The sequence below is a fragment of the Candidatus Omnitrophota bacterium genome, assembly GCA_026387175.1.
Lineage (GTDB): Bacteria > Omnitrophota > Gorgyraeia > 2-01-FULL-45-10 > 2-01-FULL-45-10 > CAIMPC01.
The window spans coordinates 77,245-95,138 of the sequence record JAPLME010000010.1; the positions used below are offsets into that span (position 1 = coordinate 77,245).

1 protein-coding gene (running past both ends of the window) is annotated in these 17,894 nt (G+C 47.7%); it reads left to right on the forward strand.

All 17,894 nt of this window come from inside a single coding sequence — locus NTY76_05735, hypothetical protein, on the forward strand. Of the gene's 65,589 coding nucleotides, 24,494 precede the window and 23,201 follow it; the stretch shown corresponds to coding positions 24,495–42,388, spanning codon 8,165 (partial) through codon 14,130 (partial); the first complete codon in view begins at position 2. Both codon boundaries (start and stop) fall beyond the window edges.

Consider the following 17,894-nt stretch of genomic DNA (forward strand, 5'->3'; position numbering starts at 1 on the left):
CCTATCCGCCTCATTCAACAATCTGGGCCAGATCGGCGCTTATACCGATGAAAGCACAGGTACCGATATAACTGGCTCGACCAGAACAGCGATTTTCAGCGGCATCACTTACAACATTAGCGGCCAGATGGAAGGATATAATAATATCTCGCAGGAAATCGTGAAGGATGGGGACGCGATAGTATACACGACAAATTCCGAGACTGATCGCAGAGATATTAACTATAACCTGAAGGGCCAGGTCAAGGGTTATACAGACTACTCATATTCCAAAGATGAGACCTATATACCCAATCTTATAACCGTGAATACTATGTCCGATATCCTCTACGATTCACACGGCATGGTCCTGAGCTCCAAATCGCTGACTAATGAAGCCTCGACCATGGAATGGATCGACCCGACCGGTAGCAATTGGATTACAACGGGTGCGGATGACCTTAAGATCGAAAAGTGGTATCTCTCTGCGGACGTTAAAGCCTCATCCGCGTTCACCATTGCTGCTACCGTCACCGATAATAATGGTATCGAATATAAGATCTGTCTGGTGAGCGGCTACAACGTCGGGGATCCGAAGAAGATATATGATTATAACTCCACCGAAAAAACTATTACATACTACCTTGGCGATGTTGCGAATGGAGAATGGCATAACATTAACGTAAAAGAGAGCGATTCACTTAGTTCCGGCCTTAAGTGGCTTATGAAGCAAACGGTCAATGTCGATTTCGGCCATCTGAAGAATATCAAGATAAAAGGGTCCGATGTGACGATAAGGAACCTCAGCCTTGCCGAGAATCAAGAGCTTGCCAATATAGAGACGGTTTCGCTCGCTACTTCAGAGTGGATAGCGCCCGATAACACCACGAAGGCCAATTTAAAGGATACGGTACCTGCCGACAAACCGGCGCTTATTGGCTCAGGATCCGGTACACTTTCGAAGACCACATCTATCGAAAAGTCCGATGTAAAATATGATCCATTAAACGGTAATACCCTGTCGTATTCCGAAGAGTCGCGCTCCAGCGCAAGTCCCGATCTCAAGACTGTAAAGACCCTCGCGAACATGGCCTACAACGGCCTCGGCCAGGCGCTCGGATATGATGAGTCGAATCAGGATATAGAGAATGCCCTTGTAATCACGAGCCCCGCAGGTTACAGCGCCTCGATCAGGAGTATCGAGCCCGGCACCGATTGGGGCTATGGGCCGCGCATAGAGGGTAAGTCATTCCTGAGCTTTGATGTAAAAGCGACTAACGATTTTAGTTTTTCAGCCTGGGTACATGTCAATAACGGTGTCAATGATTTCACAAGCTGGTATTTTGTCACCTTTAAATCAGGCGATGGCGCCAATGAGTCCGGGGGCGGCGCCGACCGGAATGTCCTTATCTACCTCGGCTCGAACGCGACCGATGGCGGATGGCAGAGTTACACTTTCGACTTGAAGGATATCTGCTCCAGATATATATCGTTATCACCGAAATATTTGAGCGTGGGAGAATTCCATATTACAGCTTCGAATGTTTCGATGAAGAATCTTAAGGTCTCGCAATACGAAGATGGGAAGGACCCTACGACAGTTTCACTCGATCCGAAGCTCTGGACAAAGCCGGGCGCAATCTCGTTAGATAACGGCCCCGCGGCGGATACTAACATCTACCAGGTTCAAAAAGTGCTGACCGCGGTAAGCGAACTTTGTTTCCAGATAAAGCCGGGAGCCGGCGATTATGGCGTGAAAGCCCGTCTTGGAGTCAAAGATAGCGAAGGCGTAGAGAGTATTTATCTTATAGACTTCGTATCGGATCTCAATAGCGTAAAAGGAACTCTCACTCTTGTGCCCAATGCGGAGAGCGATAGTGATGTTAAATATACCCTTAGATATAATATGGGGGATCTTACCAATGAGCCGCAGGAAAGCGGTTACTACACTATCAGCGTTGATTTGCAGAATATTCTCAATAACGCCGCCGCGCTGACAGACAGTAGCGTCCAGCTCTTGTCCTTAAATTCCGTTGTATCGCATGGGGACGTTGATTTTATTAATAAGACATACACTTCCGATGAGCTTACAAAGCCTTCCGGCGATGAGGGCGATGCCTCCATGTTTACCAATCCTGCCGCTATTGACCCCGATGCTCAGGGCAGTTGGATCAATAGGTACCTGTATTGGTCCGGCAACAGTACTTGGCCGAGCGGCTATGGCGATGAGATGTGGCATAAGCAGTGGCTAAAGGTTTCGTATATACCTAAAGCCTCTGCGGCAATGACGCTCTATGTAAAAGTTGTCGATAAAGCCGGTAATTCCTATAACCTTACCTATAATAAGCTCGAGACGGCTTCCGGAACGCCGGAGGTAACGAAGATGTGGAATCTCGCCGAAGACCTGGCGAAGCAATATAAGAACGCCGCGGCGTTCGACCACGTCAAGTATATCTCCCTCGAATGCGCCGACGGGACCTTCACCAGCATAAAACTATCGGACAGTTTCAAGGAATGGGATGATCCCACGCGTATTATCGACATTCCTACTCAGAAGGAAGCATGGGTTCTGAATCCGTTCAGGGACGATACCCAGGATTACACCATAACCACAGACACAACCACAAACAGAACATACTATAAGGTCCGCTCGGCCGCCTTGAGCGATACAGAACTTTTTATGAACCTCAGAGACGCTGCTGATACATCGGATATCTATAATGATATCCTTAAGAGCAAGAACAAGCTGACATTCTATCTCAGAAATCTTGAAAGCGGCAAAGATTATATATTTGCGGATGGCGAACCGTTCATTTGCTCGCTCAATGTGCAGGATAAGGACGGCGTTAACCATTCGATCGTAGTCAATTCGTCCGAGCTTAAGCCAGGCTCAAAGCCGTGGCTTGCAGTCGATACCTCCGTTGCCGGTGCGACAAAGGTCACTATAGATCTTAAAGCCGCTTCCATTGCCGATGGTATGGATCCTGAAAAATTCGATGGGTTGAGGCAGATCTCTCTAAGAGGCGGATACTATGATATTAGCAACATCGGGCTTTGGGAGAATGACGAGACAGCGAATACCTCAGTTTTGCCCAGTCTATTAAACCGCCAGGACTGGTCAGTCTCCTTCATTATGCCCCGTGGCACAAATATAAGTTCGAATGCCGAGCTTGCCTTTAATTCCGGCTCCCGCTTAAAAGGTGAGGCCATTCGCCTTGTCGATGGCATTAGTACTGACTCGGGCGACCTCGGGCTGACTGATAGAAATCATATAACCTTCAAACTTAAATCGATCGGCGCGACCACGCTCGGGTCGGACGGAAGGCCATATGCCCTTGATGAGAACTTTGCTATGAATGTCAAGGTTATGGGCACCGATGGCAAGACCTATGACATTAAGATCTCTCTCTTGGATAGAGAGAAGAAGCTGGATTGGACGATCATCGATCGTGATCTGGCAAAGCTCTTTAATGATAACCTGCCAACCGATCCGTTAACCGGGCTGAAGGATGATGTGATGATAGACCATATCATGAACTTCTCGGTCGAAGGAGTTCAGTTCAGTATAAAGGACATACGGTTTACCTCGAACGCGCAGACGGTAGTCGCCTTTGACGCGACGCGCAATCCCCAAACAATGTTTAAGGATGATGTGGGTGTATTAAGGAAGGACAATGTAAAGGTAAAGGTTGAGTCTGTAGACCAGGACGGACACATTATCAAAGACCAGAACGGGAGAGCTATTCTGAAGCCGGAGACCTACACGGTCACATTCCGAACCGGCGGTGTGCGCGGCACCGTTCTTGCGCCCGACTCGAATAAGGATATAGTCTGTTACCTTGGCACGGCTAATTCGTTATCCTCCGACCCTCAACACTATGAATTCAGCCTTGATTGGATATTGCGGAATGCTCTTGATAATAGCAAGCATCTCCCCGGTGAGCACATAGCCTTTGAAATAGTTGATCCTGATATTAAAAATCCAGTTTCTCTTATTGGCGGCATTGACATTATAACGCTGGCACCATCATCCAACTCTGTATTCTCGCTCGTGAAGAAACCCGAGATCGAGGAAGCCTACCGTAAATACACTATTAACGACTGGGCGCAGTATGGGATACTTGCCTCTCCCTCGGGTTCGGGGCTTTTCAGCAGCGATTTTATGAACGCACTCCAGGAGTCGAAGGTTATACAGCCTACCAAGGATTCGACCACGACCCGATCCGATATGGTTTACAATGATTTCGGCCAGGTAGTCTCTTACACGGATACCAGCTTAAGCGCCGACTCCCCCGATCTTGAGAGCGTCTTGACCGTTACGGATGTAACCTATGACGAACATAACCAGATGATAAACCTCGTCCAAAATACGGAGGATTATTCAAAGAACATCAGGCAGTCGGTTATCGCCAAGGACAACGGGACGAACGTCCTTCACCTGAAGGCATCGTCCCAGTATGACTATACTACGACCTTCTACGCTGAAGATACGAACGATATCCTTACCAATGGTAAGCATATCAAGTTCGAAGTTAATCAGGATGAGTATGGAGAGCTTTCGTCATTCGAATTAGACCTAGCTTTTGGCTCGGTTCCCATCCCTTCTGAGATTTCTCTGGTGAATTCTAAACTGCATGTGGTGTATAAAATAGATAAGACAGGCACCGCCGTGGCATCGTTATCAGGTGACCACAATACCCTCTATCTGCCATTTACGATGTCACAGAAGGCTGGGACCAATACATATGTCTTCGATAGAAGTATCTACACTGATATAAAGGACGCTTTCGACAAATGTATAAAGGGCGCAGACGGCAAATCTTACAACGACTATCGAACCGAACTTACGGCGCTTGCCGCCATTCCGAACCGGAACCCGACCCAGCAAGCTAGATATGATCTTCTGACTGCGAAAATTGGCTCCCTGGCCGGGCTTGATGATAGTAACTATAGCATTACTGCGGGATCGGTTTTCTGTAAGTTTACGGCCAATACCAAGGTTATTTCCTCCTACTCAAGTGTCGACAACGTTGTAAGTTTTAATGTGAACCAGAATAGCCTGGGGACGCTTTCGTCATTTGACCAAATCGTTAATGTTTATCTTGTACAGTCCTCTAGCCATTATGAATATGACGCATATGAAGGCTATGTATATGATTCTTCTCTCGAACTATATATGTCTGATGGAACGCAATGGTATCGATGGTATCCCCCCGCGCCAGAAGAGGGACAACCCTACACTTATTATTCTCGTGACTACGGTTTACATACGAGGAGAGAAGTATCTGACACAACTAATGTGCCGGCGCCTGGCCTGACAACCACTGCTCCTCACGTTATTTATGAGGCGGGCCGAACCGTAAACTCAATATCATCCGATGGTAAGACTATCTATCTACCGCTTGTATTGACGTTGAATCCAGCCACCAGTATGTATGTATTTAACAAGAATGTTATAACTGATGTACAAAACGCGCTCAATAATCCCCTCGCGGGATATACGTGTAGCATAGCAAGCGACCCCACATTCAATTTCACATCCGCTGAAGTTCCCATAACCTATTCCGATGGCAGAAACGTCAGATTCGATTTTGATCAGGATGCCTATGGAACTCTCTCATCATTCGAGATAAATATGGCCTTTGCGCTTACGCAGGGCCAGAGGATGGATGGCCTGGGCTTGACAAGCCCTAATCTCCGCGTCGTCTATAGGAAGGGCGATACTATGGCATCACTATCCTCAGATGGTACGACCCTCTATCTGCCGCTCAGACTGACACAAGTAGGGACGACCAATACATATACCTTCGATACCAGTGTCCACGAGGATGTAAAGGCCGCGATCAACGGGTTATGCGGCTTATATATCACAGAACTCGCGGCCCTTAAGGCCCTCACCCAAAGAAGCACGACTCAACAGGCACGATATGAATTGTTGACCGCAAAAGTGGCCGCTTTTACCGATCTGGGCGTTAATGGCCTCAATAAATACAGCTATAGCCTGGCAGAATCCGCCTTTGGCATTATACCGATGCCCGCTACTGTTACCGCCGCCTACTCCGGTGATAGCTTAGACTTGACCGGCAAGGAGTACATCAGGTTCGAGGTTGACCAGAGTAACCCCAAAGACCTTTCATCTTTCGAAATAGACATGAACTTTAAGCTCAGAGAGGGCCAGACGCTGGCCGGGATCGGCCTGACAAATCCGAAACTCCGCGTGATCTATGGGGCTGACGTTAAGGAAGCATCAAAGTTCCTTGACGGCGGTACCCTCTATCTGCCGCTTGATGATAACAAATTGAAACTGAAAGAAGGAACGACAAATACATATATTTTTGATACCAATGTCCATGAGGATGTGAAGGCCGCGATCCAAAAAATATTCGAGGGATATGCGACAGAGGCCGGCAATCTTGCCAATGCTCCCAGTATGACGCTGAGGGATGAAGATAGATATAAGTGGTTGATGGCACAAGTGATTGCCTATACCGGGCTCGACGACTATAGCTATTCACTGGCAAGTCCGGCGTTTGGCCTTAAGCCCACTCCTGTCAAGGCCTCTACCGCATCATATAACCTCACGCCGATCACCGGTAAGAGCGTTCACTTCGAGGTTTATAAACAGAATGGCCCGAAAGATCTTTCATCTTTTGAAGTACAGCTGAATTTCACGAAGAAAGATAGTGAGGCGATAACGACTCTTGCAATGAATCCTCTTGGTTTGACGACTACGACACCCAAAGTCGTCTACAGGGCGGATGTCACAACGGCATCGAAGTCCCTCGACGGCGGCACCATCTATCTGCCGCTCACTTTGACATTGAAAACGGGGACGAACGATACGTATGTGTTCGATAGGGGCAATATTGATACTGACATAATGGCCGCGCTTGGCGTTTCGGCCACGACGCTGGGCGGATATACCTATAGCCTGACAAACCCCCAGCTTGGCTCTATAGGCTCTCCGGTTAAGGACGCTGTTGCCAAAGAGGTCTTTATCAAGGACTTCTCATTCAGGCCTACGGTTGCGTGCGATGTCGACGAATCTATTCTTACATTCGTTACAAGTGAGTGGACAGTCGATGATGTGCGTAAGAAGCTCGATATAGAAGCGAGCTCTCCTGTATACGTAGCGTCGAAGGTTCTTACCGGTGCGGACAGCGCCAGGACCGATGGAAGGTCGTTCATGTCCATCGACATCGTTACACGCGCCAATGCAAAGTTCGGCGTTAAAGTGCAGATCGCCGCTAATGACGGCGCTGGCAACAATTACAATGGAGATTACCTCGTCCTATACGATATATGGAACGGCCGCGCCGAAATCTGGCAATATAAGGATTATAACGATAAGAACGCGGTAAGCGGCGCTCCAATACCCGGCCGCAAACTCGTCCTTATCGACGGCGTCAATGAGATCGGCTCGGGAGGATGCGAGGCGAACGAATGGTACCATTTCGAGAGTGACATCGACAAGCTCCTGATGAAAGCTCTTGCCGTTACCAGCATCAGTAGTTTTGAAGTGAAAGGCCTCTATACAAGCGGCCAGGTCAGCCTCGCCAACCTCGGGTTCAGTAAAGATGAGGCGACAAAGACGGACCGTCAGGAGATCGGGCTTGGAGACAAGAAATCGGGAGACCCGGATTATGACCCAGCATATATATGGCATGCCGCCGCAAAGTCCGACTATATCAATTCCGACGGAACTTTAAATACCGCCTCGGTTGTGAAAGACTTCGATATTATGGATATAACCGGTTTTGCCAATTCCGGCGCTTCCGACCCGCTGTCCGAATACTATCTCTATGCCGATAAAGATAGTATCGACTCAACATCTAACAGTATCATCGATCCATTATCTGGTAGTATGAGAAGGTATCTGTCATTCGATGCGGCCGCGACATCCGATTTCAAGATCTGCTTTGAAGGGCTCAACAAAGCTGGAAACGCAGTGAAAATATATTTCGTTAATTCCAATTCCGGCACTGACAAAAAAATCGCGACACCGTATACCGATTCCAGCGGCGCCACCGTATACGAATATAATTTAAAGTCGGAGCTCTATAGTAATAATCTTATCGAAAACTACTATACTAACGGCGCCTGGAACCGTTTCTGTTTCGATCTTGTGGGGATAATCGGAACCAGCTCCTTTACCATAAATAAAGTGAACCTCTACGGCGGCGCCTTGAAGGTTGCCAATGTGAAGCGCGGGAATGATATCGTTGCCGGCGGTAATGATATGTTTGGCCATCCGCTCCTTGACAATAGATCGGCCTCGACCGTATCGCTCTTCTCAACCATGAATGAGATCGCCTGGAAGAAATCGGATAAAGCGAGCAAGGCAACCTCTACCATGACCTACACCGGCGTAAATCGGTCCGACGATTTTATCGCATCGAATGGCACAGTCGAAGATACAGAGCCGTATAATGTAAAGACCACGACTATGCGCGGCGGCTCGGTATATCCGGACGGTTCGCCTGCGACCAATATAAGCTATGATGAATTCGGCCAGATCTCCGGCTATAGCGACTGGATCACCGATTCGACAACTCCTAACATAGTCACGATAAAGAAGACGGACCATATTATGTATGACGAAGCCGGAAGGATGCTTGCTTATATCGAGACGAAATCCCAGAAGCCCATTTGCAAACTCAGTGACCCCGACAAGGCGGACATAGAGAAAGCCCTCATCAATGGCGGTGTCATCGGGGTGGATGATCCGGGGTATCAGGAGGGATACGATATTAACGGTGATAAGCAGATAGATATGAGTGATTATATCAAACTCAAGAATTCTCTCACCCAGTCGCTGCTTGATTCTTCTCCTCGTCAGGCGATCGTTGTGGCAAATAACTATGACGAATACAGCAAGTATAATATTGTCGATGATTCCCTCCTTACGGATATGGACCAGAAATATCTTAAATATTACGAAGAGTTCCTTAATGCCCCGAAACAGAATTTCCTTAATATAAACAGCCTTTCGGAGGCCCAGGTGAACGCCCTGATCAATGATGTCGGAGTGGCTGAAACTATAAATCTTGCGAGAGACGGTACCGTGACGCATGCCGATGCCGTCACGCCGGGTTCGACATATCTTATCAGCGGGTGGACAGGGGGAAATGTCACAGTTCCGGAAAGTATGATCGTTCAGTGGCGGGAAGAGTCGTGGTCGAATCCTCGATTGGGATGGCAACCCGAAGACCTGGATTATAATAAAGACGGTGTTATCAATGGCTCGGATGGTACCAGTTTTGCGGAGATTGGCACTATGGTTGCTGCCTTCCAAACCCTCTTCGGGTCCGGGGCAAAGCTAACCCCGGAGCTGAGTGCGGCATATCACGCCCTTGATACTAATGGGGATAACAAGATCGATATTCTGGACAAAAAGCCTGCTTCGAATCCTGCTAATACCGCGTTCAATGCTTATATTGATGCCCTTTTGAAAGCGGACGGGGCGGTTTCGCAGGGAGATGCCGGGAGAAAATTCCTCTCCTATGTTAATCTAGTCACGGCGGCCAATATAACTAAGTGTCAAGACCGCATCGCCCAAGTAAACAGAGATTTAGAGGCAGCCGGGTCGATCAACAGGCTTACGCCCCTTACACCCAACGATATCCTTAGCGGGATAATGGCGAGCGGCCAGAGTTATCTCGACAATCTTGCGCTCGTCACGAAGGATAGCATAGATACATCTATGCGTACAATCTCCGCGGCCAAAACCATCGTTACGACACTTAATATGAGCGCGGATGATGTCCTTAAAAATATATTAACGGACGGCGGGAAGTTCCTCGGGAACCTCGCGCTTGCCACGCCGGCTAATATAAATAAACTCCAAGACCGCATCGGCACTGCAAACGGTGTATTAGATGCGACCAATCAAATCAAGGCTAATCTAGTTATGTCTGTGAAAGATATCTTTAATAAGATATTGACGGATGGCAAGCCGTTCCTCGATAACATAGACCTTGTCATAGCAACTAATATAACTGCGTTTCAAGGCCTCATTACCACGATTAATAATGCATTGCCAACAGGGACAGATAAACTTACGACCCCCCGGAGCGCGAACCAGGTCTTAAACGATATACTAACCGGCGGTAAGCAGTTCATTGACAATATCAATATCACGGATGAGAGTAAGAAACTCTTTACGGCAGCCCGAATAACCGCAGCTCAAGTTTGCATTGCCAAAGCAAATGAGGGATTGGCGGCGACTGACCAGCAGCTTACGCCTCTTAAGCCGGATGATGTCCTTAACGGTATAATATCGTACGGTAAGAAGTTCATCGATAATATAGGTCTCGTCACAGCCGGCAATATAACCACGCCTCAAAACTGTATCAGGGCGGCTAATTTGACATTAACCGCCAAGATTCAGGTCCTGACAGCGGATCAGATTTATAGCAGGATAATATCGGGCGGCCAATGGTTCCTGAGCAACATTGCGCTCGTAACGGCGGACAATATAACAGCGGCGCAAAACACCATTACCAAAGCTAATTTAGGCCTTACACCCCCGACCGTAAGCCAGCTCTTTGACGGGATAATAGCGAGCGGTGAGCAGGGCTATGAATACGATGTCGATGGTAACGGTCAGGTCAACCTTCAGGACAAGCACACTGTCGAATATGACGATATTGTGAAGAGGATTAAAAATGGTAATGCTTCCTCAGGTGATTATGCAAGACAAGCTGTCCTTGATAGCATATTCAATGACTATATTATCGCCAAAGGCTCTGTTTCCCGCGGGGAAAAGTCTGATGTAAGGCTGAGTGACGCTACGGTAAATTCTGCCCTGGCTGGAGACAGTAAATTCTTATATTCCCGCTCTACGGCGCCGGTATTTAAAGTCGAAGATACCGCAAAAGATAAGAAGATCTACTTTAAGATAATCAACGGCCCCGTTATAAAAGAGACGGATCCCGCAATCACATTTAATATCTCAAAAGACGGCGCGGTAAATGACTTTATGATAGATGAAACGGATGGATGGACATACGTGAGAGAGATCTCGTCCGTAGCTGACCGGGTGCTCATCGATTATAGTAAGGGCGAGAGAGTACTTATCGACGATGTAGAACAAAAACCCGAAACATATAGAATTGATACCGATGAAACTACAGGAGCCAAGACTATTGTATTCCTGAATTCACCGGTACCCGAGGGCAAGTTGGTAACGATAAAAGAGATAAAGACCGAAGCGTCTCCATATGTAAACAGTGATACATCCGGCGTAGATCCGGTGACCAAATGCGTTTTTGACGGGCAGCTCATACCTCTATCCGGTCTTGCTAATGAATATGAGATAAAGGTGGACGGCGTGGTTCGCCCGCATTTTTCCACGACAGACCCGAAATACGAGAACTACACGGTCACATGGGACGCAAAGACCGGGTATACGACCGTTGTTTTAAAGATGATGGACAGGTCGATCACTCCGACGTATACCACTGACGGTAATAATCCTTGGTGGTATGGGTTCCTGGGCAAGCAACTTACGCTCGGCAGAACTATAGGCAGCGCGACTATAGACTGTGCTTATGATCCTCTCAACACCTACGTGATATATCAGGACGGCAAAGAGCTAAAGGCCTCGGACTATACCGCCTCATCCGCGCAAGGCGGGAAGACGTTGATAGTATTTACCAATTCTTTACCAGGCACCGCGATCTTAAAGGCAAAATCCCTGGAAGGTAATCCTGTCATTGTAGCAACATATGCCCGCGTTACTACACCAATTAGTCGTACTTCAACCGATACCAATAGGACAAGATATGCTATGAATGGATTCCTCCGCTCCTACGATCCTCTCGTACCCACAGGCGAACCTGCGGGTGAGCTGAAATTGTCGAGCCTGTGGCGCCAAGGCATCTTTTACCTTGAGAATGGGTATAATGCAAATCTCGATAAGAATTCTGACGGGTTCATAGAGGTCGCGCCATATCTGACAACGACCGATACGACGTCGAAGCTGAGCGGTCTCCTCGACCAATGCAATATCACCCTGGCCCAAGGGTCGAATCCTACGAAATTCTACGCTGACCGGAACAGTGACGGCTATATAGATCAGGCAGATGTTAACGATCTGATCCAATCTAGTGATGAGAACCTGAAAGCATGGGGTAATGCTATTCTAGGTATCCTCAATAAGAATAGCGACGTTAACAGTATAATTGACGACAATGAGAGACTATGGATTGCGGATCCGGCTCCCAGTGAGGCCGCTCAAAAGGACGCCGCTATGATCCGCAGCTATCTCCTTACGCCGATGCATATACCCGGCACGATCATTGTGGATAAGGGGTTTGATTATATCGACCAGATGGATATTAATATACTTAAAGACACTTCGACAGAAGATGTTGACTGTGTGACGAAAAAAGAATGGGCTAAGACTATCAAAAATTACCTTGCCAATAATAATAAGCGCGATCAGGGTATTCTCTATTGGCAGAGTGATTATTATTCCAGCCATATTCTTCCGGATATGGATGGTAACGGTGTTGTAAATAATGCCGATATAACGGTCGTTGTGAAAGATGCCCAAGGCCACGAGACACGGGAAAATAAGTCCGACATTTTGAAGGGATGGCTGAACGGCGATGTGCCCCAGGGAGATTACGAGCATATCATAATGCCCGGCGATGCAGGATGGGACTCTAGGTACGATCTCAATAATGACGGCATATTAAGCGGAGCAGACCTGGAAGTACTCGCAAGAAATCTAACCCTGCCCCAGGATATTGTCACTGAAGCAAATAAGACATTGAGTGACGACAACAAGCTTTCGGATCTGACCACGTCCCAGGTTCTTAACGGCATAAAAGCGAATGGCCAGGGCTATTTCACCAATGTCAGGCTCGTCACGGCGGCTAATATCACCACGGTTCAAGCCCACCTCAATGAGGTGAACAATTTATTGGCGGATGGTAGCAAGTTTACGCGCGCTACTGAAAACCAGGTCATGACCGCAAATCAGGTCCTCGATCAGATAATATCAGGCGGCCAGAAATTCCTCGACAATATCCTGCTTGTCACAAAGGATAGTATAGAGAGTTCTCAAGCGCATCTCAATGATGTGAACAGTCAATTGAAGGGGGTTAAGTTTACGCTCACCGAGGGCCAGGTCATGACCGCGGATCAGGTCCTTAACGGTACAATAATGAACGGCCAGACGTTCCTGAGCAATATTATGCTTGTCACAAAGGATCGTATAGTCGATTATCAGACTTCGACCAAGGCGATAAACGATGGGTTGGATTCAGGCAATCAACTTACGTCCTTTACCCCCGACGAGATCCTTAGCGGGATAGTAGCAAACGGGCTGGTGTATTTCACCAATATCAATCTCGTCACAGTAGATAATATAACCACGTCTCAGGCCCATCTCAATGAGGTGAACAATTCATTGCCGAACGGTAACAAGTTTACACGCGCTACTGAAGACCAGGTCATGACCGCGGACCAGGTTCGTGAAGGTATAATAATGGACGGCCAGAAGTTCCTCGATAACATCAAAGATCTCGTCACGAAGGAGAATATAACCAAGTCTCAAAACTACATCGTGGAAGCAAACAAGACATTATCGGATGGTAACCAGCTTACGCCACTGACCGCGGACCAGGTCCTTAACGGTATAATAGGGGGCGGCCAGAAGTTCCTGGACAACATCAGTTCCACACAGGCTGTTTTGGATGAATTTGTTCCTCACGGATTTGTCGCTCGTTTTAACGAATACATGATAAATAACGCGGCGCTTGTCGATGATCCGAAAGTGAGCACTGATGCTTATAGCGTATTGCTTGCCACTCATCCCGGAATTACAGATATCAATCTCGACCATAAAATAGACCATTTTGATCTCGATACCTATTCTCTTAATTCGGAGACGCGTACGGAACGTGATCATGTGACCTATGAGACTTCGGGCAGGCTCTTTGGATACCGCGATACTGTTACATCCCCTTCAACCCCATACCAGGTGACTGAGAGCATCGTATCGGACATCTATTATAACGAGAAGGGCCAGATGGAAGGATATAATCAACTGGATAATAGTTCGACCTTCCTCGAGTTGAACGGCAAAGACAGCGATTATGCCATTACGACCGAGAATGGGACTATGCCGGATCTCAATATAAGGAATGGGTACCTGAATTTTGATTTCAACGCCGCCACAGGAAAGTCATTCGAAGTGGGGGTGAGTATAGAAGTTGATAAATATATAGGGACATCCTTGACTCAGGAAGAGTACACTATCCATTTCGCTCTTGGTGAAAATACCGGCGAGATTAGCTACGATTCCAATACGCCATTCGAGGCTACCTATAATCTCGGCGCCGAATCAGATCTCTGCGACCGTAAATGGCATTCGGCCCTTCCCTTAAATCTGAGCCTTTATAGGATAATTGACCAGATAGCCAGTAAAAATGGCAGTCCTGCCGGCGCCCGCTATAAGCTTAACCATGTAAAAGCCATAACGCTTAAAGGCGAAGATGTCCAATTTAAAAATATATCGCTTTCGGCGGATAGCCTTCTCACCGATATAAAACCGGTTTCAGTCAAAAACTCGCAATGGAATAATGTTATTAAGACTGATCTCGGTACCTTCAATGCGCCCTACGAGAGCGAGCTTACCATAAAGGATATCAAGCGTAGAAACTTCAAATATAATGAGCTGATGCAGTCCACCGGCTACCAGGATACGGTCTGGAGTTCCGATAACCCGGCTATCGAGACCGTAAGGACCATTTCCGCCAACGTCTATAATGGGCTCGGCCAGATCGTAAGCTCTGACGAGAAGACCGAGACGCGCCAGAACTCGCTTACGGTGAGCTCTCCCGGCACATCGCTTTACGGTATCGTCAGTAAGAAGGACAACATCTTATATAAAGACGCGAACCTGAAGTATTACGCGGATTCTATGTCCGCGGGAGTGCCGCTCGGGTTCCTCTCTTTTGAGATAGACGCCAAGAAGATGGAAGACCTGCGCGATCCTAGCCACAGTTTTAATGTCAACGCCCCGTCCGAGGATTTCGTCATTTATGTCGCGGCGAAGGTAAAAGTCGATGAAATAAACGGTAAGACAGAAGACGTCCTTGTAGCGGTGCATATTACCGAAGGTACAGAGGGGTGGAGAGATCCTTTAAACGAAGAGAAGACAGACGAAGCGATAGGTGTGAAAAAGGTATACGACTATTATCTCTTAAACCATGTGAATAGCGATGGAGTCATTACCGACGCAAAGGATACCGGCCTCAGCATCTATGATTTTGATGCCAAAGAGAATGACAAAGATAACAATGAAGTGAAGCGCATAGCTCTCGCCAAGGAAAATGGGACCCTTGCCATAGACAGATGGTTCCGCATAGAAAGTATCAATCTCGAAACGATATGTGCCGGTAATATTCTTTCAGATAGCCACAACACACCATATGTCTTCGACCACGTTAAGTGGTTCTACATACGCGGCGGCAGTTATACGCTGCGCAACATGGTAGTTGCGGCGGATAAGTACAAATCAAATGCGGAGAAGATCTCTCTGGCGAGCTCTGACTGGCAGGTCTATGCCAGCAAAGCCACCATTATCAGTAATGATGATGCAAGCGGTTCTTCACCGGAGTCCCTCATACTCGATATCAGCACCGATTCGAGCCAGGATACGTCAATCTCCCCCACTGACGCGGCCGGTAATACCCAGAACCTTAATTACACCGGCAAGAACTACCTGGTATTTGATTACAAAAATGACACAGAGGTTCTGGATACGCGCGACACCTTCTATATAGCCCTGTATGTTACAGGCAAGAATGGCAAGAATTACTCCCTCTATTACTATACTAATAAAATCGGTTCTCCGGTCTCAAAATATGAAACCATAAGCGGCGGATGGGCAAATTTCGGCATGGCTGAAGCATGCAAGAGCGATGTTGATTACCAGAATAAATTCAACACCGAATATGTAGCCAAAACAGAAACAACTCCGGAAAAGGTGGGGGATGGTTTTACGACCGTTGTGAGAAATATCGATCAGGACCTGCTCGACCAGTTCGGCACCGGACTGCAGAAGATAGGGTCGCTCTCTATGGTTACCAGGGGCGGCAAGTATCAGATCAGGAGCCTGAGATTTACCGCTTTAACCACTGCAAGTCCTACAGCGGACTCTTGCGGCAACATTAAATACACTGACATACAGGGCAAAGAAACCAAGGTCCAGCGCGTGGCCCTTGATAAAAAACGGTGGAAAGCGACCAAGGGCGATATATCGCTTGCGAGCGCCGGCAAGGTGACAACATCCCAGAAATGGGATATGAAGTACAATACGCAAGGCCAGCTCCTGTCTTATAAAGACAAATCTTCCAGTTCGACCGCGAAGATCATCTCTATGAATGGCGCTAAGGATGCCACTGTCTCTGTAACCGCCTCGCCATCAGAACCAGTATATCCATGGGGTGTCACATCAGGAACAGCCGAGTTCACGCTGCTTATCGGAAATATGTATGACGACACCGAAAAGAATAATAATATTGTTATCTACTTCGGAGACTCTAAGGTTGGCTATCAACTTACTATAAGGGCGACAGATGACCTGGGAGCCGACGCTTGGGCATGGCAGCTTGCCAAGACGGACGCGGAAGGAAACACTATGGGCCAGAGTGAAACTAACAGTGGCCTGTGCGTTACCGGCAAGGAAGCGGATGGCTGCAAGCCGCTCAAAAAAGGCGGTTTCTATAAATTCAGAGTGGAGATATCGTCAGGCTATGTCAGGTTTAAAGAGATATATACCAATACCGTAATAGAGCTGAAAGATCCCGATTCGCACTGGGACTGCGGCGCTCCGATCCTGAGGGTATCTGCCCGGAGCATGGACGCATCTATCGGCGCCATGTCATTTAAAGACTGGAGGACCGACGCTGACTATACTTATAACAATAACTCGCGCATCACGCCTTCCACCCCATCGAATACGAGCGTAAGCATAACCGATCTGAGCAACCAGACCACCAAAGTCGATGCCATGTCGTACAATGAGAACGGGCTTATTCTTTCTCAGCGCGTTCGAGGCGTCGGCGCGAGCTCGCTCTACAAATTTACATATATAGATACTGATAAAGCCGCCATTATTGAGGTCAGTAACAGCACATCCTTTACTGTCCTGGATGGGAATAATAATAAGATGTATTCCGACAGCTGGGCTGAGACGGGATCATCGGACACAGATCCGTCAAAACTGAAGAGGGACGCGGGCGCGGACAGCGTTAACTTCATGAGAGAGGTAAGCGGCTGGGACAAGAAACCGTCGTACATGGCCTATAACAATATCAAGTATGAGACGGTTAATGGGGAAGAGGGTGGGAAGGTAATAGGCATCGACTATATAGTCGACCATAAAGGGTACAGGTATGAGTTTGACAGCGAAGGGAGGCCGTCAGCGCTTTATGCAAAGGATACTTCTTTCCTTGCGGATAAAGTCGCCCACGTAACTTATTCATATGATCCCGACCTTGTCGTCAATATATACAGGGATAAATATGACGGCGATCACCATACCTCATTGCTTAAATTCAAGGCTCATTATGATGCGCACGGCACTCTGATAGCTCTCACGGGTACCGATGTCGGCGAGAACGAGAACTGTTATTCGGACTATAAAGCCGAAATAGTTTATGATGAGGTGACCGGCGAGATCCTTACCGCCAACATTATGGAGCTCAGCACTACAGGCGATAATAAGACGGTCTTCAGCCAGTCGCAGGAGATTTTCTATAACGGGACGCTTGTCTCGTTCACCGGGACCAGCTGGACGCTGGGTTCATCCCTTTCAAACACTGACGGCAATGTATCACTGGATACCCTTTCCAAATTCTTCTCCAGCCTACGTTTGAGTATCGGATCGGCGAATC